The sequence below is a fragment of the Microbacterium sp. HSID17254 genome, from assembly GCF_003989315.1.
GTDB lineage: Bacteria > Actinomycetota > Actinomycetes > Actinomycetales > Microbacteriaceae > Microbacterium.
This window is the reverse complement of sequence record NZ_RBLT01000002.1, coordinates 69,372-90,862: the sequence shown is the minus strand read 5'-3', so window position 1 is coordinate 90,862 and position 21,491 is coordinate 69,372. Positions and strand designations below refer to the sequence as shown.

General features: G+C 70.5%; 20 protein-coding genes and 2 tRNA genes. 13 read left to right on the top strand and 9 right to left on the bottom strand.

The genetic code is table 11. From position 1 onward, the window contains the following. Window positions 1–22: 22 nt before the first annotated feature. The 7 genes from D8M34_RS01965 to D8M34_RS01935 all read left to right on the top strand — a co-directional run bounded on the left by D8M34_RS01965 (window position 23) and on the right by D8M34_RS01935 (window position 6,913). Entirely contained in the window at window positions 23–1,123 is a 1,101-nt protein-coding gene (locus D8M34_RS01965) for a branched-chain amino acid aminotransferase (protein WP_062634807.1), read from the top strand. A 190-nt stretch (window positions 1,124–1,313) separates the two neighbouring features. Further along, the gene (locus D8M34_RS01960; RefSeq protein ID WP_126893010.1) at window positions 1,314–2,294 is read left to right on the top strand and encodes a type IV toxin-antitoxin system AbiEi family antitoxin domain-containing protein; all 981 of its coding nucleotides are present in this window, start codon (window positions 1,314–1,316) and stop codon (window positions 2,292–2,294) included. A 115-nt stretch (window positions 2,295–2,409) separates the two neighbouring features. After that, window positions 2,410–3,189: a fumarylacetoacetate hydrolase family protein gene (locus D8M34_RS01955; RefSeq protein WP_126893009.1), complete on the top strand. Its 780-nt coding sequence runs from the start codon at window positions 2,410–2,412 to the stop codon at window positions 3,187–3,189. Then, window positions 3,186–4,445 carry an MFS transporter gene (locus D8M34_RS01950; RefSeq protein WP_126893008.1) on the top strand — a complete coding sequence of 420 codons (1,260 nt, stop codon included), beginning with the start codon at window positions 3,186–3,188 and terminating at the stop codon, window positions 4,443–4,445. Before D8M34_RS01955 ends, D8M34_RS01950 begins: the two co-directional genes overlap by 4 nt. Beyond that, entirely contained in the window at window positions 4,442–5,206 is a 765-nt protein-coding gene (locus D8M34_RS01945) for a class I SAM-dependent methyltransferase (protein WP_126893007.1), read from the top strand. The genes D8M34_RS01950 and D8M34_RS01945 overlap by 4 nt, the downstream gene beginning before the upstream one ends. Before the next feature lie 29 nt (window positions 5,207–5,235). Continuing rightward, complete coding sequence (gltX, locus tag D8M34_RS01940; protein WP_126893006.1) at window positions 5,236–6,741, top strand: glutamate--tRNA ligase; 1,506 nt, start codon at window positions 5,236–5,238, stop codon at window positions 6,739–6,741. Between the two features lie 100 nt (window positions 6,742–6,841). Beyond that, window positions 6,842–6,913 (top strand) — tRNA-Gln (locus D8M34_RS01935). Window positions 6,914–6,973: 60 nt separating this feature from the next. Here D8M34_RS01935 and D8M34_RS01930 read toward each other — a convergent pair. Then, window positions 6,974–7,825, bottom strand: coding sequence for a class II glutamine amidotransferase (locus tag D8M34_RS01930; protein ID WP_126893005.1), 852 nt, complete (start codon window positions 7,823–7,825; stop codon window positions 6,974–6,976). A gap of 89 nt (window positions 7,826–7,914) precedes the next feature. Further along, complete coding sequence (locus D8M34_RS01925) at window positions 7,915–8,709, bottom strand: hypothetical protein (RefSeq protein ID WP_085606968.1); 795 nt, start codon at window positions 8,707–8,709, stop codon at window positions 7,915–7,917. A gap of 84 nt (window positions 8,710–8,793) precedes the next feature. Between D8M34_RS01925 and D8M34_RS01920 the strand changes: the two genes are divergently transcribed. From D8M34_RS01920 to pepN, 4 genes are all read left to right on the top strand, one after another. Next, window positions 8,794–10,071, top strand: a complete 1,278-nt coding sequence (locus D8M34_RS01920; protein ID WP_126893004.1) for an MFS transporter — start codon at window positions 8,794–8,796, stop codon at window positions 10,069–10,071. A gap of 9 nt (window positions 10,072–10,080) precedes the next feature. Continuing rightward, a complete protein-coding gene (locus D8M34_RS01915; protein ID WP_071328486.1) occupies window positions 10,081–10,587 on the top strand; it encodes a hypothetical protein in 507 nt (168 codons plus the stop codon). Between the two features lie 73 nt (window positions 10,588–10,660). Then, a complete protein-coding gene (locus D8M34_RS01910) occupies window positions 10,661–11,671 on the top strand; it encodes a DNA topoisomerase IB (protein ID WP_062634787.1) in 1,011 nt (336 codons plus the stop codon). Between the two features lie 49 nt (window positions 11,672–11,720). Then, window positions 11,721–14,204: an aminopeptidase N gene (gene pepN / locus D8M34_RS01905; protein WP_126893003.1), complete on the top strand. Its 2,484-nt coding sequence runs from the start codon at window positions 11,721–11,723 to the stop codon at window positions 14,202–14,204. Between the two features lie 22 nt (window positions 14,205–14,226). Here pepN and D8M34_RS01900 read toward each other — a convergent pair whose 3' ends face one another. The 3 genes from D8M34_RS01900 to D8M34_RS01890 form a co-directional block, all read right to left on the bottom strand. Then, the gene (locus D8M34_RS01900) at window positions 14,227–15,153 is read right to left on the bottom strand and encodes a S1 family peptidase (protein ID WP_238695577.1); all 927 of its coding nucleotides are present in this window, start codon (window positions 15,151–15,153) and stop codon (window positions 14,227–14,229) included. Between the two features lie 98 nt (window positions 15,154–15,251). Continuing rightward, a complete protein-coding gene (locus D8M34_RS01895) occupies window positions 15,252–15,794 on the bottom strand; it encodes a GNAT family N-acetyltransferase (RefSeq protein ID WP_274543239.1) in 543 nt (180 codons plus the stop codon). Then, window positions 15,791–16,429: an MBL fold metallo-hydrolase gene (locus tag D8M34_RS01890; RefSeq protein WP_025103300.1), complete on the bottom strand. Its 639-nt coding sequence runs from the start codon at window positions 16,427–16,429 to the stop codon at window positions 15,791–15,793. The genes D8M34_RS01895 and D8M34_RS01890 overlap by 4 nt, the downstream gene beginning before the upstream one ends. 151 nt (window positions 16,430–16,580) lie before the next feature. Between D8M34_RS01890 and D8M34_RS01885 the strand changes: the two genes are divergently transcribed. Then, window positions 16,581–16,653: transfer RNA gene (locus D8M34_RS01885), tRNA-Glu, on the top strand. Between the two features lie 61 nt (window positions 16,654–16,714). Here D8M34_RS01885 and D8M34_RS01880 read toward each other — a convergent pair. The 4 genes from D8M34_RS01880 to D8M34_RS01865 form a co-directional block, all read right to left on the bottom strand. Then, window positions 16,715–17,956: an MFS transporter gene (locus D8M34_RS01880; RefSeq protein ID WP_126893002.1), complete on the bottom strand. Its 1,242-nt coding sequence runs from the start codon at window positions 17,954–17,956 to the stop codon at window positions 16,715–16,717. Further along, window positions 17,956–18,504, bottom strand: coding sequence for a winged helix-turn-helix domain-containing protein (locus D8M34_RS01875; RefSeq protein ID WP_126893001.1), 549 nt, complete (start codon window positions 18,502–18,504; stop codon window positions 17,956–17,958). The genes D8M34_RS01880 and D8M34_RS01875 overlap by 1 nt, the downstream gene beginning before the upstream one ends. Before the next feature lie 64 nt (window positions 18,505–18,568). Further along, entirely contained in the window at window positions 18,569–19,657 is a 1,089-nt protein-coding gene (locus D8M34_RS01870) for a DUF4349 domain-containing protein (protein WP_126893000.1), read from the bottom strand. Continuing rightward, window positions 19,654–20,211, bottom strand: a complete 558-nt coding sequence (locus D8M34_RS01865; protein WP_126892999.1) for an RNA polymerase sigma factor — start codon at window positions 20,209–20,211, stop codon at window positions 19,654–19,656. Before D8M34_RS01865 ends, D8M34_RS01870 begins: the two co-directional genes overlap by 4 nt. Window positions 20,212–20,478: 267 nt before the next feature. Here D8M34_RS01865 and D8M34_RS01860 point away from each other — a divergent pair, with 267 nt between their 5' ends. Then, window positions 20,479–21,486, top strand: coding sequence for a TerC/Alx family metal homeostasis membrane protein (locus tag D8M34_RS01860; protein WP_025103305.1), 1,008 nt, complete (start codon window positions 20,479–20,481; stop codon window positions 21,484–21,486). The last annotated feature ends 5 nt before the right edge of the window (window positions 21,487–21,491 follow it).

Below are 21,491 nucleotides of genomic sequence, written 5' to 3'. Positions count from 1 at the left end.
CCCACGAGGATTGGATGACGACATGACGACGATCGACGCCGAGACGAGCGTGGCTCCCCTGGAGTTCGCCGTGACGAAGAACCTGAACGCGGCCTCGCCGGCACGCGTCGCCGAAGTGCTGGAGAACCCCGGTTTCGGGGTCGTCTTCACCGACCACATGGTCGACATCTGCTGGTCGGCCAAGGGCGGCTGGCACCGTCCGCGCGTGCAGCCCTACGGCCCGATCCCGCTCGACCCCGCGGCGTCCGTGCTGCACTACGCGCAGGAGATCTTCGAGGGCATCAAGGCCTACCGGCACGCGGACGGTTCGATCCACACCTTCCGTCCCGACCGCAACGCCGCGCGCCTGCAGGCGAGCGCCCGCCGCCTGGCGCTGCCGGAGCTGCCGACGGAGTACTTCATCCAGTCGCTGCGCGAGCTCATCGCCGTCGACGGCCGCTGGGTGCCCTCCGGCGCCGACCAGAGCCTGTACCTGCGGCCGTTCATGTTCGCCAAGGAGGCCTTCCTCGGCGTGCGCGCGGCGCAGAAGGTCGCCTACTACGTGATCGCGAGCCCCGCCGGTGCGTACTTCACGGGCGGCGTGAAGCCCGTGCGGATCTGGCTCTCCGAGGACTACGCCCGCGCGGGTCGCGGTGGCACCGGCAAGGCGAAGACGGGCGGCAACTACGCCTCCAGCCTCCTGCCGCAGGCCGAGGCCAGTGCGAAGGGCTGCGACCAGGTCGTGTTCCTCAACGAGAACCGCGATGTCGAGGAGCTCGGCGGCATGAACGTCGTGTTCGTGTTCAAGGACGGTCGTGTCGTCACGCCCGAGTCGGACAGCATCCTCGAGGGCATCACGCGCGACTCGCTGCTGCAGCTGGCCGAGGACCGCGGCTACACGGTCGAGAAGCGTCCGATCTCGATCGACGAGTGGCGTGAGGGCGTGGCCTCCGGTGACATCGTCGAGGTGTTCGCCTGTGGCACGGCCGCGGTCGTGACCCCGATCGGAGCGCTCGTGGGCGAGGGCTTCGACGAGCCGCAGCCGCTGGGCGAGCTGGCGCTGTCCCTCCGTGAGGAGCTCACCGACATCCAGTACGGGCGCCGCGAGGACAAGCACGGCTGGCTGCTCCGCCTCGACGCCTGATCCGATTCCCCGAGACCCCGTCTTCCCGCCGACACCCCGCCGTGTCGACGCGTGGAAGGCGGGGTCTCGGCGTGTACCGGGGGGCTCGCGCGCTGGGACTGTTCCTGCACAATGCGGGGGGAGTGGGGGAAGAGAGGTGGGGGGTGTGGAGAACGAGAGGTGAGGGGAGTAGGCGGGGGAGAGTGAGGGGATGTCGCGGCGCCTCTCGTTCTCCGAAGCCTGGGATCTTGTGCGATCGCGGGAGGAGGTCCTCGACACGGGGGTCACGGAACGGGAGCTGAGGGAGGCGGTCGCGCACGGCAGGCTGCGACGGGTGCACCGCGGGGCGTATGTCGACGCGGAGGTCTGGGGCCAGCTGTGGCCCGAGGGAAGGCAGCTCGTGCGGGTGTGCGCCGTCCGTCGGGCCAGCCTCGGCGGAGGTCCGGTGTTCTCGCATCTCTCCGCGGCGGCGCTCTGGGGGCTGCCGCTCGTGGGGCCGATCCGGGACGACGTGCACACCGCGATCCGCAGCCGTCGGCACAGCAGGACCGAGGCCGGGGTCGTCCGACACCAGATGACGCTCGATGAGAGCGACATCGTCCGGCGGCACGGGATCCGGTGCACCTCGTTGATCCGTACCGTGGTCGACCTCGCCCGGCTGCTGCGCCCGGAGGCCGTCGTCGCGGCCGGGGACGCGGCTCTGCGGATGGTCTCGATCGACGGACACGAGGTCGACCACGGTGAGGTCGACGCCTGGCGGGCCGAGGTCGACCGGCTGTGCGTGGCGGGGCTCCGGGGCGTGCGTCGCGCGCGGTGGATCGGAGCCTTCGCCGACGGACGGGCGCAGCTTCCGGGCGAGAGCGTGAGCCGCCTGCAGCTCCACCGACTCGGCTTCCGGGACATCGATCTGCAGATCCCCGTCGTCGGCCCCGACGGCGCGCGGTACTTCGCCGACTTCGGGTTCCCGCGGTCGCAGGCCTTCGGGGAGTTCGACGGGGAGGACAAGTACCGGGACGCGGAGCTGCGGACGACGCCCACGGCGGCCGATGCGGTGATGGCGGAGAAGCACCGCGAGGACGAGATCCGTGGGGTCACGGGGTGGCGCGTGGTGCGCTGGGGCTCCTCGCACATCCGCACCCCCGAGGATCTCGGGCGCCGGCTCGCCGCGTTCGGCATCCGCCCGCCCGGCTGAGGTCTGTCGAGCCCCCGGGGTCGCGTCGAGACCCCACCCCGCCTCCGCACGTGAGCCGGGGTCTCGACGAGAGAGCGGGGTCTCGACGGGGGAGCAGGGGATCTAGGGTGGAGGGATGAAGATCGCTCGGTTCCGCCACGACGACGCCATCATGTACGGGATCATCGACGACCGCGAGCTCGTGGTCCTCGCCGGGGACCCGATGTTCTCCGGGTACGAGACGACCGGCGCGCGTATCCCGCTGACCGATGCCACGCTGCTCGCGCCCGTGATCCCGCGCTCCAAGGTCGTGTGCGTCGGGAAGAACTACCACGACCACGCGGCCGAGATGGGAGGAGTGGCCCCCGAGGAGCCGCTGCTGTTCCTCAAGCCGAACACCGCCGTGATCGGCCCGGACGACGCGATCGTGCGTCCTGTCGCGCTGTCCGAGCGGACGGAGTACGAGGGCGAGCTCGTGGTCGTGATCGGGCGGATCGCCAAGAACGTGAAGGCGGAGAACGCCCTCGACCACGTGCTCGGCTACACGATCGGCAACGATGTCACGGCGCGCGACCTGCAGCGCAAGGACGGGCAGTGGTCGCGGGCGAAGGGCTTCGACACGTTCTGCCCGCTCGGCCCCGTGATCGAGACGGACTTCGACCCCACGCAGGCCACGATCGAGACGCGGGTGAACGGCGAGGTCCGCCAGCATGCGCCGCTCACCGACATGATCCACTCGGTCGCCGCGATCATCGAGTACGCCTCCGCGGTGTTCACGCTCCTTCCGGGTGACGTCATCATGACGGGGACCCCCGCCGGCGTGGGCACCTTCGAGGCGGGTGACACGGTCGAGGTCGAGATCTCCGGACTCGGCATCCTCCGCAACACCGCGCGCGACGCCGCTCCCGCGTCATGACCGAGGTCGCCCTCACGGCGACGCAGCAGCAAGCGGTCCAGCGCCGCACCGTGCTCGTGCTGTCGCTGGGGCAGGTGCTCGGCGGCATCGCGTTCGGAGCCACCGTGTCGCTCGGTGCGCTGCTCGCCGCGGACATCTCCGGCAGCGACGCGCTCTCCGGACTCGCGACGGCGTCGGTGACCCTCGGAGCCGCGGTCTGCGCGATCCCGCTGGCCCGGATGGCCGCGCGCCTCGGACGGCGTCGTGCCCTAACCCTCGGCAATCTCTTCGCCCTCGTCGGCATCGCCGTGGTGATCCTCGCGGCATCCGTGCGCGTCTTCCCGCTCCTGCTCGTCGGCATCCTGCTGATCGGTGCGGGGAACGCCGGCAATCTGCAGTCCCGGTTCGCGGCCACGGACCTCGCGGCCCCGCAGCATCGTGGGCGCGACCTCTCGATCGTCGTGTGGTCCACGACGATCGGCGGCGTGGCGGGCCCGCTGCTGCTCGGTCCGGGGGAGATCGTCGGCCAGGCGATCGGCATGCCGCCGCAGACCGGCTCGTACGTCTTCTCGTTCGTGGCGCAGGGCGCGGCGCTCGCGCTCTACCTCGTCGCCCTCCGCCCGGATCCGCTGCTCGCCGCGCAGCGACTCGCGCAGGCGGCGGCCGCCACGACGAGCGCCGCCGTGGCGGACCGCCCGCGCGTGGCCCGCTACGCGATCTTCGCGATCGCGGGCTCGCACGTGGTGATGGCGTCGGTCATGGCGATGACCCCCGTGCATCTGTCCCACATGGCGCACGGCGCCCACGGTGCGGCGGCGACCCCGGCCGACGTCTCGGCACTCGTCGGCATCACCATCGCGCTGCACGTCGGCGGCATGTACGCGCTCTCGCCGGTGTTCGGAGTGCTGGCCGACCGCTGGGGGCGGCTGCGCGTGGTGCTGCTCGGGCAGGCGCTGCTCGGCGGTGCCCTGGCCTTCGCCGTCTTCGCGGGCACCGAGGCGTGGGGCGTCATGGTGGCGCTCATCCTCCTCGGCCTCGGGTGGAGCGCCGCCACGGTCGCCGGCGCCGCCCTGCTCACCGAGGCCTCGGCCCCCGACGTCCGCACGCGGCGGCAGGGACGCAGCGACTCGCTGATGAGCCTGTCGGCCGCCGCCGGGTCCGTCCTCGCCGGCGTCGTGCTGTCGAACTTCCAGTACGCCGGACTCGGCATCGCGGCCTCCGTACTCGTCCTCGCGATCGTCGCGCTGTCGCCGCTCGCCCGGAGCAGCGCGCGGTGAAAGCCTGGGACGGCGTCGGGGAGGCCTATGCCGCCTCGTACGCCGCCCTGTGCGCGGGCACGGTCGATGTCCTCGCCTCCGCCCTCGGACCAGCGGAGGGTCGCAGCCTCCTCGACGTCGGGGCGGGGGAGGGTGGCCTCGCGGCCCGCTTCGCCGGTCTGGGGTGGAACGTCACGGCCTGCGAACCCGAGCCGACCATGCGCGCCGTCGCCCGCCGGCGGCACCCGACGCTGCGCACCATCGACGGCTGCCTGCCGACGCTGCCCTTCGACGACCGTTCCGTCGACGCCGTCGTGGCGAACTTCGTGCTGAACCACGTCTCCTCCCCGCGGACCGCCGCCCGCGAGCTGGCGCGGGTCGCACGGGAAGCGGTCGCCGCGACGACCTGGACCCGTTCCCCGTCGTGGTTCTGGACAGAGGTCGTCGAACGCGCGGGGCTGCCGCCGTCTGCGGGGGAGAGGCTTCCGGCCGAGGAGGACTTCGATCGCACGGCGGACGGCTTCGCGGCCATGCTCGTCGAGGCCGGACTCCCGGAGGTGTCGGTCAGCGAGCACACCTGGACCTGGCGCGCCGACCCGGACGCCCTGTGGGTCTCGGTCGAGGGCGGTGTGGCCGGCGCCGGGGCGCAGTATGCGGGGCTCTCCTCTGTCGAGCGATCCCGGTTCCGCGCGGGGTTCGAGGAGACGGTCGCCGCGCACCGGGTGGGTGCGGTGCTCCCGCTGGAGCACCGCGCGGCCGTGGCGGTCTCGCGCCGGGGCTGACCGGCCCGCACCCGTAGAATCGAAGGGCTATGGCTACTCCGCATCCCCTCACCACGACCGCCAGCGGCGCCGACGTCCGCGTCCGCTTCTGCCCCTCCCCGACGGGGCTGCCGCACGTCGGCATGGTCCGCACGGCTCTGTACAACTGGGCGTACGCCCGTCACAACGGCGGGAAGATGGTGTTCCGCATCGAGGACACCGACGCCGCCCGCGACAGCGAGGAGAGCTTCCGCCAGCTCGTCGACGCGCTCACGTGGCTGAAGATCGACTGGGACGAGGGCGTCGAGGTCGGGGGCCCGCACGCCCCGTACCGCCAGTCCGAGCGGCACGACATCTACCGCGAGGTCATCGACAAGCTCCTCGCGACGGGCGCGCTCTACGAGAGCTACTCGACGGCCGAGGAGATCGACGCCCGCAACGAGGCCAACGGCCGCGCGAAGCAGCTCGGCTACGACAACTTCGACCGTGACCTCACCGATGAGCAGAAGGCCGCCTTCCGCGCCGAGGGCCGGCAGCCCGCCCTCCGCCTGCGGGTGCCGGACGAGGACCTCACGTACGTCGACCTCATCCGCGGCGAGGTGACCTTCCCCGCCGGATCCTTCCCGGACTTCGTCGTCGTGCGCCCCAACGGTGTGCCGCTGTACACCTTCGTGAACCCCGTCGACGACGCGCTGATGGGCATCACCCACGTCCTCCGCGGCGAAGACCTCATGCCGTCCACCGCGCGCCAGCTCTCGCTCTACGCCGCTCTCATCGACGCGGGTGTGACGACGTTCGTGCCGCGGTTCGCCCACATGCCGCTCGTGCTGGGCGAGACCGGAAACAAGAAGCTCTCCAAGCGCGACCCGCAGGCCGATCTGTTCCTGCACCGGGAGCGCGGCTTCATCCATGAGGGACTCCTGAACTACCTCGCGCTGCTGGGCTGGTCGATCGGCCCGGACCGCGACGTCTTCTCGCTCGACGAGTTCATCGCCGCGTTCGACATCGAGAACGTGAACCCCAATCCGGCCCGCTTCGATCAGAAGAAGGCCGAGTCGATCAACGGCGACCACATCCGCATGCTCGACGTGAAGGACTTCGCCGAGCGCACGGTCCCGTACCTCGCCGCGGCCGGCCTGTTCGACGAGCCGACCCACGAGCAGCTCGTCCTCGCGTTCCGCGCGGCGCCGCTGGTGCAGGAGCGCGTGCAGCTGCTGGGCGAGGTGCCGGGCATGCTCGGCTTCCTGTTCCGCGACGAGGTGTCGTACGACGCGGATGCGCTCAAGGGGCTGCCGGCCAACGCGGCCGAGGTGCTGGACGCCTGCGTCACCGCCCTGGAGCCGGTCACGGACTTCACCCCGGAGAGGATCCAGGAGGCGCTGTCGACGGCGCTCGTGGAGAACCTCGAGCTGAAGCCGCGCGTGGCCTACGGGCCGCCGCGCGTGGCCATCACCGGCCGCCGCGTCTCGCCGCCGCTGTTCGAGTCGATGGAGCTGCTGGGCAAGGACGAGTCGCTGCGCCGCCTGCGCGCGCTCTCGGCGTTCCTCGCCCACTGATCCGCGACGCGCCCGAGCGGCGACACGGCACCGGTGGTTTTGGTGATCGGTCGCCGCTCGGGTAAGCTTGACTCTCGGTGCGAGGCTCCGGTTTCGCCCTTGGGGTATGGTGTAATTGGCAACACGGCTGATTCTGGTTCAGTTGTTCTTGGTTCGAGTCCAGGTACCCCAGCACTTCGAAAACCCCCGCTCCGGCGGGGGTTTTCGTTTCCGGCACGGTGGCCTCAGTTCCTCACGCGGCTTCAAGGAAGGGCTCGTACCGATAGCCCGCCTCATCCACGATCGATACCGTCGATTCAGGGACCTCTGTGAATGCACCGGGCAGATCGTTGAGGGGCTCGGACACGATCACGTGCGCCCGGCGGCCGAAGACGCGAAGCCGTTCGGCATCGGGGTACATCCGGCGAAGAGTCTCGATGTCGGTGGAGTGGAAGAGGGAGCGGGAGCGCCCAGCCGTCGAGTACCGGAACGCCCAGACGGTGGTGCCGTCGGACACCGCGAAGGTTCCCTGGACCGGGAAGCGGACGCCATGCTCGCGCCCCACGCGCTCGGCCTCGCGGATGGCCGCCCGCATCCCCGCGATCGGATCGTCCTGGAGGCCGAGGGTCAGGGCGAGGTGGAACAGTACCTCAGAGTCGGTGGTGCCCTGGATCTCGGGGTAGAGGGAGGGATCGACGGCAAGGATGAGGTCGCGTTTCACGGTCACGAAGTCCGCCAAGCCGCCATTGTGCATGAAGAGCCAGTTCGCGTGCCGGAACGGGTGGCAGTTGGTCTGCTGGACCGGCGGCCCGGCGGCAGCTCTCACATGGCTGAAGAACAGCGGGCTGCGGATCGTGCGGGAGATCTCGCGCAGGTTCAGATCGTTCCAGGCGGGCTCCATGCTGCGGAACAGTCCAGGCTTCGGAGGCTGCCCAGAGTCGTCACCGTTCGACACCGGATACCAGCCGAGGCCGAACCCATCCCCGTTCACGGTCTCCGCGCCGAGGGGCGAGTCCAGAGACTGCGCCACGAGGGAATGTCGCGCGTCGAGGATCACCTCCGATGGGTGCAGCGGTTCTCCCACGTACGCCAGCCACCGACACATGTCGACACCTCGTCCCCGACCCGATCACGTCTGTGCCCGACGATACGCTCGGTCACCCTCCCCGGCGAGACCCGCGGATGGCTGACCGGCTACTCGCACTCCCCGAGGAACCCGAGATAGCACACGGCCTCATGCGTGACGGCCGGCTCGGCATCGTCGTTCGAGACCTGGCGCGTCGCGGTCTCCGGCGTCCGGGTGAGGTGCCCGAAGTCGCCGAGGGAGGCCACGTACATCCCGTCCGCGTCCTCCGCGATCATCCGGTCGATCTCGGTACGGTGCTGCGCGCACAGGTCCGCGGAGGCCGGGACGAGGTCGACCCCGGCGCATGCTCCCGCGTACTCGGCCTCCATGAGCCCGATGCAGTCCGTCCAGTCCTGGTCCACCGCGCACGGGCTCACGCCGTCGTCGGCGACGAGGTACTTGCCGGTCTCGTACTCCTCGCTGTGGAAGGTCTCGGGCTTCTCCGGTACGTCGATCTTGGTCCAGTGGCGTGCGGTCGCGAAGGCGAACACCGTCACGATCGCGGCGATCAGGAGCAGCGCGCCCACGATGCCCAGCGTCACCCAGAGTCCGACCCGGCTCTTCCGCTCCGGGCCCTCCGCGGGCGTGGGGGTCCACGGGGCGGCGACCGGTGCCGGCGGGGGTGCCGCGGCGAATCCCGGCGCGGCGGCGACGGGGAGCTCGTGTCCCCCGAGCGGTGCCGCCGCCGCGGGGGCGGGCGCCGCCGTGGCCGTGGTCGCGAGGAAGTAGTCGTACCACGCCCGGCTCGCCTGCTCGTCCGCGGCGACCTGCTGCGCCTCGGCGTCGGTGAGCACGAGGCCCCACGCGTCACGGGCCGGTGCATGGGGGAGGGCGGAGCGGAAGTCTTCGAACGACACGGGCATGTTCGCAGAATATCGGCTTGTTCCCCGCGACCCGGGCGGTCATCTGATGTCCCCGGCTCCTGGAACAATGACGAGGTGATCGGTATGAAGTCCTTCTGGAACGCGTTGCCCACCGAGGGACGCTGGCTGCTGTCGACCGTGGCGATCCAGACCCTCGGGCGGGGGATGACGCTGCCGTTCACGATCATCTACCTCCACGAGGTCCGCGGCTTCGACCTCGGGTTCTCGGGTGCGCTCATGAGCCTCATCGCGATCACGGGGCTCGTCGTCACCGGTCCCGGCGGCACGCTCATCGACCGCTTCGGCGCCCGGCGCGTGCTGATCGTGGGCCTCCTGGCGATGATCGCGGGGTGCACGCTCCTCGCCTACGCCACGCATCCCGCCGTCGCGACGGTCGCGGTCGTGCTCATCGGGATCAACTTCGGGGTCTCCTGGCCCGGCTTCAACGCCCTCATCGCCTCGGTGGTCGACGGCGAGGTCCGTCAGCAGTACTTCGGCGTGAACTTCGCCCTCGTCAACCTCGGCATCGGCGTTGGCGGGATCATCGGCGGCTTCTTCGTCGACGTGACGGAGCCGTCGACGTTCACCACGATCTTCCTCATCGACGCGGCCACGAGCCTCATCCCGCTCGCTCTGCTCCTCGGCCCGCTCCGGCACGTGCGCACCCAGGCGGACCCGGACCCGGCCGTGACCACCGAGGGCGGTTACCGGGAGATCCTGCGGCGCCCTGCGGTGCTCTGGATGACGCTGCTGACCTTCTTCTCCGTCTTCATCGGCTACGGACAGATCGAGGCGGGCTTCCCCGCCTACGCCCGTCAGATCGCCCAGGTCTCGACCGCCGTCGTCGGCATCTCGTTCGCGGTGAACACGGCCGTCATCGTGCTGCTGCAGTTCGCCGTCCTCCGGCTCATCACCGGGCGCCGGCGCACCAGGGTCATGCAGGTCATGGCCCTCATCTGGGCCGTCTCCTGGGTCATGCTCGGCGCCGCGGGCCTGCTTCCCGGCTCGGTCACGGCTGCGATCGCCGTCATCGCGTTCATGGGCGTGTTCGCCTTCGGGGAGACGATGATGCAGCCGACGATCCCGGCCATCTACAACGATCTCGCGACGGACCGCACCCGCGGGCGCTACAACGCCCTCAACTCCGCGGCCTTCCAGGGCGGTGCCATCCTCGGTCCGCTCGTCGCGGGCGTCCTCCTCGGCGTCGGCGTGAGCGGTTGGTTCATCGCGGTCATGGTCGCGGGCAGCCTCGCCGTCGGCGTGCTGGCGGTCGTACTGGAGCGGGTGCTCCCGGCAGCGGCCAACGGCAGCAGCGCCGAGGTCCATCGAACGGACGAGGTCGAACGGACGCCGCCGGTCTAGGCTCCGAGCATGGCCCTCGAACCGCTCTTCCTCCGTCTCGACCGGATCGCGGGTGGGCGGCAGGCCGGTGTGCTGATCAGCGACGCCGGTCGCACCCATCCGCGGACCGTCCGTGCCTTCACCTGGATCCTCTGGCTGCTCGTCGCCGAACTGGTGCTCGGGGTCGGCGCCGTGGTGGTCGCCCTGGTGCTCGCCGCCGACGGCGACAGCGTGCCGTTCGCCGTGTGGATGCGCACCCTCGTGGTGCTGGCGATGACGGCGACGCTGTTCTACTTCGCCTGGCGCGCGCGCCGCGGATGGCGTTGGGCCTACCTCCGGCTGCGGTTGTTCGCGCAGATCTTCCCCGTCATCACGCTCGTCATGGCGGCGATCCCCGGCCTCTACCCGGTCTGGATGGTCACCGAGCAGATCGTCTTCAGCCTGATCATGATCGGCATCGCGGACTTCCTCACCAGCGACCACATGCGGGCGGTCTTCGCGAAGGACGCCGACGCGGATAGCACGCCGGCGGGGTGAGACGCCACTCCCTTCCCGCCGAGACCGCGGTCACTCCACACTCGGAGGAGCTGCACGGCGGGAGGAGAGACGCATGGCGCGACTGGTGCGAGTGGTACCCGGCCAGGACCCGGGTTTCACACGGAAGCGGACGAGCTCGGGATTCCGGTACGTCGATCCGACGGGGGAGCCGGCGCCCGAGGCGGATCGCGAACGCATCAGCGACCTGGTGATCCCGCCGGCATGGCAGGACGTGTGGATCGCGGCCGACCCGCTCGCGCACATCCAGGCCGTCGGGATCGACACCGCCGGGCGCAAGCAATACCTCTACCACCCGCTCTGGCGGGTCTCCCGCGACCGTCGCAAGTTCGTCCGTGCGCTGGATCTCGCCGCAGCTCTGCCCAGCGCCCGGGCGCAGGTCACCAAGGCGCTCAAGGAGGACGGGCAGACGAAGGAGCGCGCCCTCGCGATCGCCTTCCGCCTCCTCGACGACGCCGCGCTGCGGATCGGTTCGGAACGATACCTGGCGCGCCACGGCAGCCGCGGCCTGACCACGCTCCGCCGCCGCGACGTCCGCATCGACGGCGGCGACGTCGCCCTCTCCTTCCCGGCGAAGAGCGGACAGACCGCCGCGATCGAGATCACCGACGAATCCCTCGCCGAAGCCCTCACCGACTTCGCGAGCGGCGCCTCGACCGCCTTCCTCCTGGCGTACCGGAAAGGCCGGCGGCGGGTGAAGATCACGCCCGCCGAGGTCAACACGTACCTCAAGGACGTGCTCGGGGCCAGCTTCTCGGCCAAGGACTTCCGGACCCTGCACGGCACGATCATCGCCGCGGACGCCCTCGCCCGCATCGGAGCCCTCGACCGCCGCGGTCAGCGGAACCAGGCCGAACGTCTCGCGGTGCAGGCGGCGGCGACCGCCCTCGGCAACACGACCGCGGTCGCCCGCAACAGCTACATCGATCCCCGTGTGTTCCGGCAGTACGGTCGGGGGCGGACGCTCGACCTCGACGTGACGCCGGAGACGGCGATCCGGCGACTGCTGGGCGGACCGGAGACGTCGCGGAAGGTCAACCGGCGAGGAACGGGGCGGCGCGGCTGAACGCGCAGACGCTCCCCGGTCGTCGCCGGGAAGATGCCAGGATGGGGGGATGCACACCGCGAACCTGACCCGTGAGGAGACCGCGGCGCGATCCGCTGCGATCACCCTGCACCGCATCCGCGTCGAGCTGGACCTGACCGGAGCCCCGGAGCGAGCGCGCACGGGCTTCCCGACCACGACCGTCCTGGAGTTCGATGCGACCGTCCAGAGCACGTGGCTGGACTTCATCGGCGAGGAGGTCGTCCGCGTCGAGGTGAACGGGGAGCAGCGGGACGTCGTCTACGACGGGGCGCGCCTGACGATCGACGGCCTCGCGGCCTCGAACGTCGTCCTGGTCGAGGCGGTCGGTGCCTACAGCCGGTCGGGGGAGGGTCTGCACCGGTTCCACGACCCGGCAGACGACCGCACCTACCTGTACACCCAGTACGAGCCCGCGGACTCCCGCCGGGTGATGGCCTGCTTCGAGCAGCCGGACATGAAGGCTGAGTACACCTTCGTCGTCGACGCGCCGTCCGGGTGGGAGGTGCTCTCGAACCAGTCGCCGGCTCACGTCGACCTCGGCGTCGGCGTGCAGCGGGTGCAGTTCGCCCCCACCCTGCCGATCTCGAGCTACATCACGGCGATCGCGGCCGGCCCCTATGCCCGCGTCGACGGGGGGTGGACCAGAGACGAGCAGCAGGTCGCCCTCGGGGTGTTCGTCCGCCGCTCGCTCGTCGATCACCTCGAGGCCGACGAGATCCTCGAGGTCACCCGGCAGGGGCTCGACTTCTTCACCGACGCCTTCGCCTATCCCTATCCGTGGGGCAAGTACGACCAGGTCTTCGTCCCCGAGTACAACCTCGGTGCGATGGAGAATCCCGGTCTGGTCACCTTCACGGAGGGCTACCTCTCGCGCGGCGCCGCCACCGAGGCGCAGCGGGCGAGCCGGGCCAACACGATCCTCCACGAGATGGCGCACATGTGGTTCGGCGACCTCGTCACGATGACGTGGTGGGACGACCTCTGGCTCAAGGAGTCGTTCGCCGACTACATGGGCTCGCACGCCTCGGCGGTGGCCACCCGGTTCCACGACGCGTGGGTGACGTTCGCCATGCGTCGCAAGGCCTGGGCCTATCAGCAGGATCAGCTCCCCACGACCCACCCCATCGTCGCCGACATCCCCGACCTCGAGGCAGCGAAGCTGAACTTCGACGGCATCACCTACGCCAAGGGCGCTTCGGTGCTGAAGCAGCTGGTCGCCTTCGTAGGCGACGAGGCGTTCTTCGAGGGGGCTCGCCGGTACTTCGCCGCCAACGCCTTCGGCAACACCACTCTCGACGACTTCCTCGTCGAGCTCAGCGCGGTCTCCGGCCGGGACATGACCGACTGGGCGGCCGCCTGGCTGCAGACGACGGGCGTCTCGACGATCTGGACGGAGACCGACGCCGACGGAGGACACCACCTCGTGCAGGACGACGTCCGTCCGCACCGCCTGCGGATCGGGCTGTACGACCGCGTGGACGGCCGCATCGTGCGGCGGGAGCAGCGGGAGCTGGACCTGATCGGGGAGCGCGTGGACATCGACCTCCCCGAGGCCGATCTCGTGCTGCTCAACGACGACGACCTCACCTATGCGAAGGCGCGCCTCGACGAGCGGTCCCTCCGCACCGTCGAGGAGTCGCTGTCCGACATCGAGGACCCGCTCGCCCGGGCGCTCGTGTGGTCGTCGCTCTGGAACGCCACCCGTGACGGCGAACTCGACGCGGCTCGCTTCGTCGCGATCGTGCGGGCGCACGCGCCGCGGGAGTCGAACGGCGGTCTGCTGGCCGCAGCGCTCCTCGACGCCGCTTTCGCGCTGCGGCATTTCGTCCGCGACGACCGACGCGACGCGGAGCAGCGCGCCTGGACCGAGGCCACGTGGTCGACGCTGCAGCAGGCGGACGCCGGCAGCGACGCCCAGCTCTCCTGGGCGCGCGCGCTGGCGGCGGCCTCGGCTTTCGATGACATCCATCACGCCGAGGTCCGTGCCCTGCTCGACGGCGATGTGCCCGAAGGGCTCGTCGTGGATCCCGACCTGCGCTGGCAGCTCCTCACGGCCCTCGTGACGACCGGCCACGCCGATCTCGCGGACATCGCTGCGGAGGAGGAGCGGGACGACACCGGCGACGGACGCACCGCCGCCCGCCGCGCTCGCGCCTCCGTCCCCGACGCGGCGGTGCGCGCGTCCGCCTGGACGGCCGCGTGGGACGACCGGTCGCTCACCAACGACCACCTCGATGCCGAGATCGGGGGCTTCCGCGCCGGCGGCCGCCGCGAACTCATCGAGTCCTTCGACGAGGAGTACTTCGAGCGGATCGGGACCGCGTGGTCGGAGCGGAGCATCGAGATCGCTCGTCGCCTGGTGATCGGTCTGTTCCCCGCGCGGTCCTCGCTGGACCTGGTCGATGCCTGGCTGTCGGCCACCCCCGAGGCCCCGGCGGCGCTGCGACGACTCCTCATCGAGCAGCGCGACCACCTCGCGCGTGACCTGCGGGTGCGGGGCTCTCAGGGCTGACCGACAGCGATCCCGGCAGCGGTCAGCGCCTCAGGCTCTTCGCGATGGCCTTGCCCTCAGGGGACTCTGCCAGCGTGTCCCAGAGGTCTGCGGAGCTCAGCGACACGTACACCCCTGGCGCGCCCTGCTCGCCGCAGCCGTCCCCGTAGGACACGACGCCGATCTGGTAGGCGGTGTCGCGCGCCGGAGGTCGGCGGAAAAGCGGCCCGCCGCTGTCTCCCTGGCAGGAGTCCTTGCCGACGACGCCGGCACACATGTTCACTCCCGGGCGGAAGGAGTCGTAGCTGAGCTCGCACTCCTCCGTCGCGAGCATCGGCACCTGGACCTGACGGAGCCGGTCCGGGAAGTTCCCGAGAGCGGTGTCGGTGTTGCCCCAGCCGATGACCGTCGCCGACTGTCCAGGACGGAGGAGGGCGTCCGTCCCCTTGGTGGGCAGCTTCACGGGCACGATGCCCGAGACCGGGCGGTCGAGCGTCACGAAGGCGAGGTCGTAGGCCTCATCCCCCTGGAGGTACCGCGGGTGCACGACGACCGGGCCGCCGGCGTCCGCGCCGGCGAGACCGCGATCCTGACCCTGACTGCCGTCGGACAGCACGGTGCGGCCGACCGTCACCGTCACTCCGTCCACGTCGGGCACCGGGAGCCCGCTGAGGGGGTCGGCGCCCGTGACGCAATGCGCGGCGGTCATCACGACGCGCGGCGCCACCAGCGAGCCGCCACAGAAGGCCTCGCCGGCGAACTGGAGGGACGCCATGAACGGATAGGCGTCGTTCGGCACCGCCGTGCCTCCGATGATCCGCGAGCTGGCCCGTTCCTCGCGGTCGCCGAAATCGTCGTCCGCCCGTGCCGTCGCCGCCGTCGTGCCGACGAGGCCGGACGCGACGAGGGCGACGCCGGCGAGGGCGAGCCCGATCCTCTTCCTGCTCTGGTGAACTCCGGTCATCATCATGAGGACTGTTCCTTTGGTGACAGGTAACACGTTACGAGCGCCCAGTACAGCATCCGGTCACGACCGGAGCAAGAGTGCCCCGGTATCCTGGCCCGCAGTCAGGAGGCGCGGCCGGCCGCGTCCTCCACGGTCATGCCCATCACGGTCCGCACGATCCAGGGATGGGCGTGGTCATCGGCGATGTGGCTCATGCCGAGCTTCTCCGCCACGCCTCGTGACGCCTGGTTCTCGGGGTGGATGATGGCGGTGAGGAGTATCGGCGCGAACGTCTGCGCGACGAGGTCGACGCAGGCGCGCGCCGCCTCGGTCGCATAGCCGCGCCGCTGGCGGTCGGCGCGGACGTGATAGCCGACTTCGAGGACGGGGGAGTCGTTCACCGACTGCCAGGTGAGACCGCAGTCGCCGAGGAACTCCCCGTCGTGCGTCTCGATGATCCAGAGACCGTGGCCGTCCTCGCGGTAGCGCTGCTGCATGCGCGCGATCCACGCGGCGGCTTCGGTTCGCGACTTCGGCGCCGGGTAGTAGGCCATGACTTCCGGATCCCCGAGGAGCGCCGCCATCTCGTCGAGGTCGTCGGCGGTCATCTCCCGGAAGGCGAGCCGCGGCGTCGGGGCGGGCAGGAGGCGTCGCGGTGCGGTCACAGATCCACGGCGTCGCCGGGTTCGAGCACGAGGAACTCGCCGCCACCCTGCTCGGTCGCCCACTGCAGTCGCTGGCGGTGCATGTTCTTGCCGATCACGGACAGGGTCATGTCGTGCGTGCCGAACGCGCGGCGGGGCTTCACGGCGAGCACGTAGTCGATGGCTTCCCCGATCTTGAGCCACGGGGCTCCGAGCGGCGCGGCGAGGGTACCGACCTCGACGCCCTCGGGCACCGCATAGGAGTCGCCGGGGTAGTAGAACGTGTCGTTGACGAGCACGCCCACGTTGTCGATGGTCGGGATCGACGAGTGGATCACCGCGTGCGTGCCGCCGAAGAAGCGCAGGGTGAAGGCGCCGACCTCCACGGTGTCGCCGGGGGAGACGACGGTGACCTCGTAGCCCTCCGCCGCCTTCGCCACGCCCTCCGGTCCGAAGATGGGGGTGCCTGGGGCCGCGCGGAGGATCCGGTCGAGGTGCTCCGGCGTCCAGTGGTCGGGGTGCTCGTGCGTGAGCACGATGGCGACCAGTCCGCTGAGATCGTGCAGCGGGGCGGTGAAGGATCCCGGATCGATCAGGAGGGTGTCGTCGTTCTGGTCCAGGCGAAGGGTGGCATGTTCGAACTTGGTGACGCGCATGAGAAGAGTCAACTCCTTCCCGGGGTCTGCGGCAAACGGAAATCGGCGCGCCACGCCCGGGATCTGGGGTGAAGCGGCCTCGATTTGGCGCAGTGAGAATCGCCGTGGCATACTTGAACGGTTGTCGCGGAACGGAAAAGTTCCGCAAGACGGCCCCATCGTATAGCGGCCTAGTACGCCGCCCTCTCACGGCGGTAACGCGGGTTCGAATCCCGCTGGGGTCACACAACACGACGAAAGCCCTCCGGTTCTCCGGGGGGCTTTCGTCGTTCCCGACCGTGCGCGTCAGTCGTCCGCGCGCAGCGACAGGGTCCGGAACGCGCGGGCCTGGAGCGGCACGAGCATGAGCGTCATCATCGCGCCACCGGCCACGACGAACGGCACCCAGACGGCGGTGAGGGAGGCGAGTGCGCCGAAGCCCGCCATCGCGAGCGGCATCAGGCAGTCGTCGCCGAGCCGGGTGAGGGAGCCCATCCGACCGAGGAACGCGGTGTCCACCGTCGCGGCGAAGGTCGCGCTCAGCAGCACGGAGGCGTATCCCGCGGTGGCGCCGACCACAGCCGCGGCGACGGCCACCGTCCAGACGGGGCCGAACCCGAGCGCGACGATGCCCGCTCCCTGGACGAGGAGAGCGCCGAATCCGCTCCGCGCCTCGTGGCGCGGCCGCCATCTCGCGACCGCGGCCGCGCCCACGGCAGCACCGAGGCCGAGGAGGCCCTCGAACAGGCCGACTGCGGGAGCTCCCCATCCTTCGGTGTGCGCCCGCAGGGCGAGGCCGATGCCGACGGCCGGGCCGACCGCGAGGTTGAGCCCGGAGAGGGCGATGACGAGCGTGCGCGTCGTGGGGTTCGCCCCGAGGTGGGCGAACGCCGCGCCGATCGCGCGCAGGGACGACGTGCGCGGGGCCCGGGCGAGCCGGAACCGCGGGCGCAGGGCGATCGTCAGGAATCCGACGACGAGAGCGAAGGTCACCGCGTTCGCCGATGCGCTCCCTGCGAGACCGGCCTGGGCGACGAGCAGGCCGCCCAGAGCGGCGCCCCCCATCGTGCCCAGGCGTGATGCCGTCTGGATGACAGCCGCGTAGGAGGGGAGATCGTCCGTGCGCACCAGCTGTCGCCCGATGGTGCCGGCCGAGGGCTCGTAGAACGCGTCGCACACCCCGAACGCCACGGCGGCGGCGAGCAGGACGGGCACGGTCGGCGCCTGCGAGACCGTCCACACGGCAGCGGCGACGAGCACGCCCACACGCGCCGCGTTGCAGACCATCATCACCCGGCGGGCGTCGGCGCGGTCCGCGATGACTCCGCCGAAGAGCAGGACCAGGGCGCGCGGAATCGTGCCGGCGGCGACGATGAGTCCGGCGACGGCGGGGGAGGCGATCTGCACGGCCGTCCACGCCACCGCGATCGTCCACACGGCGTCGCCGGCATCGGACAGGGCCTTCACGCCGATCCACGCGTGCACCATCCGGTCGCGCCGGAACGGAGGAGGGGCCGAGAGCTCGAAGGGCGGGGTGAGTGCGGTCATCACAGTTCCGTGGGGAACGCGTGGGCGAAGAAGAACACGGGCGTGCGCTCCTGGCCGTCGTCCTCGTCGATCGATGCCTGCCAGTCCCGCAGCGCCTGCAGGACGCGTGCGGAGAGATCGCGCAGCTCGTCCGGGGTCGCCCAGGCGGTGGCCTCCGTGTTGGAGGCGTCGTAGTCAGCCACGGCGGGATCGCCTCGTCGGCGATGCCAGCGCTGCAGACGATCGATCTGCATACGGATGCCCTGGCGTTGTGCCTCCCTGGCGAGGAGCGCATCGGCGGGGGAGTCGGCGAAGTCCTCCACCGACCAAGTGAGGCCGCGTCGTGCGACGGTCCACCAGCTCGTGCGCCGATCGCCGGTCGGGTCGGGGGCACGCGCGACGATCCCGGCGCGCTCCAGCATCCGGAGGTGATGGCTGATGCTGCCGACCTGGCTGTCGAGCGCGCGGGCGATCGCCGTCACCTGCGACGTGCCGTAGAGCAGGAGGTGGTCGTAGATGCGACGCCGCAGCGGATGGTGCACGGCGGTGATCACGGAGATGTCTTCCACGCCCCGAAGGCTATGCAGCGGTTCGGAGACGCACAAGACTTCTTGTATACCGCGGAAAGTCGGGTTAGTCCTCCGCGCGGGGCTCAGCGGACGCGGCCCTCCGGCGCCGTCGGCCGCGGCGGACGAGCCAGACGACCAGGACGACGACAGCGGCCACCGCGAGCCAGGGGAGGAGGAAGCCGAACGCGATCACCAGGGCGTTGAGCGAGACGACCAGACCATTCCATCCGGCCCGCAACCCGTCGCCGAAGCCCGCGGGGTCCGCTGCGGCCGGAGCGTCCGCCCGCGACAGCTCCACCGTGAGGGACGACAGGGCCACCTGATCCTCCAGTGCGGCGAGCTGCTGTTCGTACGACTCGAGCTGCGCCTGGCGATCGGTGAGTGCGACCTCGGCCTCGATGAGATCGGCGACCGAGCCCGACTGGCTCATGAGCTCCGTGAGCCGCTGCACCGAGGCGCGGGTCGACTCCACGCGGGCGCGGAGATCGATCGCGGTGGCGGTGACGTCCTGCTTCGTGACGGAGGACGACAGGACCTCCCCGGTGTCGCCGAGGGCGGCGATCACCGTGGTCAGGTCGTCGGCGGGGACGCGGACCGTGATCCAGCCGTACCCGGAATCCGCAGGGACCCGCTCGGCGGGAGCATCCGTCGCGAGCGCCTTACCGACCTCGGTGCTCTCGACGTAGCCGCCGTGTTCGACAGCGAGGTCGCCGATGGCGGCGGCGGCATCGGCGATGTCCTTCACCCGCAGAGAAGCCTGGGCCGTGGCGACGATCTCCCTGGCATCCTCGGCGGATGCCGCCGCGTCCGATCCGACGGCCCCAGGGAGGGTCGCCCCTTCGACGGCCCGGTCCGGCACGGCCGAGCCCGCCTCGTCGGTCGACCAGCCCACGACGCCGTCCGCGGTGGATACGGACGAGCCGCCGCCTCCCACGGCACCGAGGATCGGCGGCGTCACCAGGACCCCGACGACGAAGGCCGCCGCGATCCCGCCGGCCGTGAGCCACCGGCGTCGACGTCTCCTGGCGCGCTCTGCGCGCGGCGGAACCGGCGGCCGCTCACCCTGGATCTCGCTGAAGACGGCGTCCTCGATCCGCGCGACGGTCGCGTCGGACACGGGCGGGAGGCTCTGCTGCGGGGTCTGGTCGTTCATGCGTCCCTCACTTCCTTGACGGCGCCGCGCAGCTGGGTGCGCACGCGCGAGAGACGGTTCCGGACGACGGCGTGCGTCACGCCGAGCTCGTCGGCGGCGGCCTGATAGGCGTAGCCCTCGGACGCGCACAGCCGGAAGATCTCCCGGTCGAGCTCGTTCAGGGTGCCCACCTCCGCGGCGATCCGCGCGGCGAGCGCCGCCGTGATCACCTGGTCCTCGACGCTGACGACGTCGGGGAGCTGGTCGTCGGCCGCGTCCGTCGTGTGCGCCTGGTCGCGGCGCCGCTGACGCAGACGGTTCGCCGCTTGGAAGCGGCAGATCGTCGCGAGCCAGGGGAGGATCGATTCTCCCTGCAGCTCCAGGCCCGGAAGCTTGCGCCAGGCGACCACGAAGGTCTCCTGCGTCACATCCTCCGCGTCGGCGGCGGCGCCGAGGATGCCGTGGGCGATCCAGTACACGGGGCGCACGTGGGCGCGGTACAGCGCGCGGAAGGCGCTCTGGTCGCCGGCCGCCGCCTGGGCGGCCCAGCGCTGGTCACTCGTCTGTCCGGGCATCCTGGTTCCGTTCGGTGTCTCTCCCTGGAGAGTGTCGGCGGATGTCCCATCGTCTCAGCACGGATGCGGATCCGCCGTCGTGTGTCGACTTCCTCGTCCCGATGACCCCCGCCTCCGGTAGCATGGCCCGGGCGAGAGGGAGTATCCCGAATCCGCGCGTAACGTCATCACGAGCACCGACATCGCTGCTCCGGGCGCGCGCCGCACATCTGCGGGGGAGAGACTTTCGACTCATTCCCGACCCCTCGCGAAAGGTGCACAGCGCCCGTGGACATCCCCGTCTGGTTCGAGATCACCTCGATGGTCGTCCTCACGATCATCCTGATCGGCGACCTGCTCCTCATCCGGCTGCGCCCGCACATCCCCTCCACCAAGGAGTCGACCCTCTGGGTCGTGTTCTATGTGGGCCTCGCCCTGCTCTTCGCGGTGCTGCTGGGGACCGTGGGCGGATGGCGGAACGCCGGGGACTTCATCACCGGGTGGGCGCTGGAGTACAGCCTCTCCGTCGACAATCTCTTCGTCTTCGTGCTGATCATGGCGCAGTTCGCGGTGCCGCGACGTCTGCAGCAGCAGGTGCTGATGGTCGGGATCATCATCGCGCTGGTCCTGCGCGGGCTGTTCATCCTCGTCGGCGTGACGATCATCGAGAACTTCTCGCCGATCTTCTACCTGTTCGGCGCCTTCCTCGTCTACACGGCCATCCGGCAGGCGATGCCGGAAGGCGAGCACGAGGACGACGTCAAGCGCGAGAACTTCATCGTCCGGCTGCTCCGCCGCCGGATCGACATCAGCGAGACCTACGACGGCTCGAAGATCCGCACGACCGTCGACGGGAAGCGGATGTGGACGCCGATGATCATCGTGTTCATCACGATCGGCGTCACCGACCTCATCTTCGCGATCGACTCGATCCCCGCGATCTTCGAGATCACGACCAACGGCTTCCTCGTCTTCGCCGCCAACATCTTCGCTCTCATGGGGCTGCGCCAGCTCTACTTCCTCCTCGGCGACCTCCTGGACCGCCTCCGCTACCTGCACTACGGCATCGCCGTGATCCTCGGGTTCATCGGCATCAAGCTGATCCTGCATGCGCTGCACGTCAACGAGCTCCCGTTCATCAACGGCGGCGAGCACGTGGAATGGGTGCCGGACATCGACAACATGGTGTCGCTCGCCGTGATCCTCGTGTCGATGACGGTCGCGACGATCGCGAGCCTGATCGCCTCGTCCCGGGAGAAGCGCGCCGAGAAGCGCACCATCCCGGTCGGCGACTGAGTCCG

Bases quoted from the DNA above. Each gene is read 5' to 3' on its own strand.
- D8M34_RS01930 (WP_126893005.1), bottom strand. From the start codon at position 7,825: ATGTGTCGGTGGCTGGCGTACGTGGGAGAACCGCTGCACCCATCGGAG.
- D8M34_RS01965 (WP_062634807.1), top strand. From the start codon at position 23: ATGACGACGATCGACGCCGAGACGAGCGTGGCTCCCCTGGAGTTCGCC.
- D8M34_RS01910 (WP_062634787.1), top strand. From the start codon at position 10,661: ATGGCGCGACTGGTGCGAGTGGTACCCGGCCAGGACCCGGGTTTCACA.
- D8M34_RS01920 (WP_126893004.1), top strand. From the start codon at position 8,794: ATGAAGTCCTTCTGGAACGCGTTGCCCACCGAGGGACGCTGGCTGCTG.
- D8M34_RS01950 (WP_126893008.1), top strand. From the start codon at position 3,186: ATGACCGAGGTCGCCCTCACGGCGACGCAGCAGCAAGCGGTCCAGCGC.
- D8M34_RS01865 (WP_126892999.1), bottom strand. From the start codon at position 20,211: ATGCCCGGACAGACGAGTGACCAGCGCTGGGCCGCCCAGGCGGCGGCC.
- D8M34_RS01870 (WP_126893000.1), bottom strand. From the start codon at position 19,657: ATGAACGACCAGACCCCGCAGCAGAGCCTCCCGCCCGTGTCCGACGCG.
- pepN (WP_126893003.1), top strand. From the start codon at position 11,721: ATGCACACCGCGAACCTGACCCGTGAGGAGACCGCGGCGCGATCCGCT.
- D8M34_RS01880 (WP_126893002.1), bottom strand. From the start codon at position 17,956: ATGACCGCACTCACCCCGCCCTTCGAGCTCTCGGCCCCTCCTCCGTTC.
- D8M34_RS01925 (WP_085606968.1), bottom strand. From the start codon at position 8,709: ATGCCCGTGTCGTTCGAAGACTTCCGCTCCGCCCTCCCCCATGCACCG.
- gltX (WP_126893006.1), top strand. From the start codon at position 5,236: ATGGCTACTCCGCATCCCCTCACCACGACCGCCAGCGGCGCCGACGTC.
- D8M34_RS01960 (WP_126893010.1), top strand. From the start codon at position 1,314: ATGTCGCGGCGCCTCTCGTTCTCCGAAGCCTGGGATCTTGTGCGATCG.
- D8M34_RS01900 (WP_238695577.1), bottom strand. From the start codon at position 15,153: ATGATGATGACCGGAGTTCACCAGAGCAGGAAGAGGATCGGGCTCGCC.
- D8M34_RS01955 (WP_126893009.1), top strand. From the start codon at position 2,410: ATGAAGATCGCTCGGTTCCGCCACGACGACGCCATCATGTACGGGATC.
- D8M34_RS01915 (WP_071328486.1), top strand. From the start codon at position 10,081: ATGGCCCTCGAACCGCTCTTCCTCCGTCTCGACCGGATCGCGGGTGGG.
- D8M34_RS01890 (WP_025103300.1), bottom strand. From the start codon at position 16,429: ATGCGCGTCACCAAGTTCGAACATGCCACCCTTCGCCTGGACCAGAAC.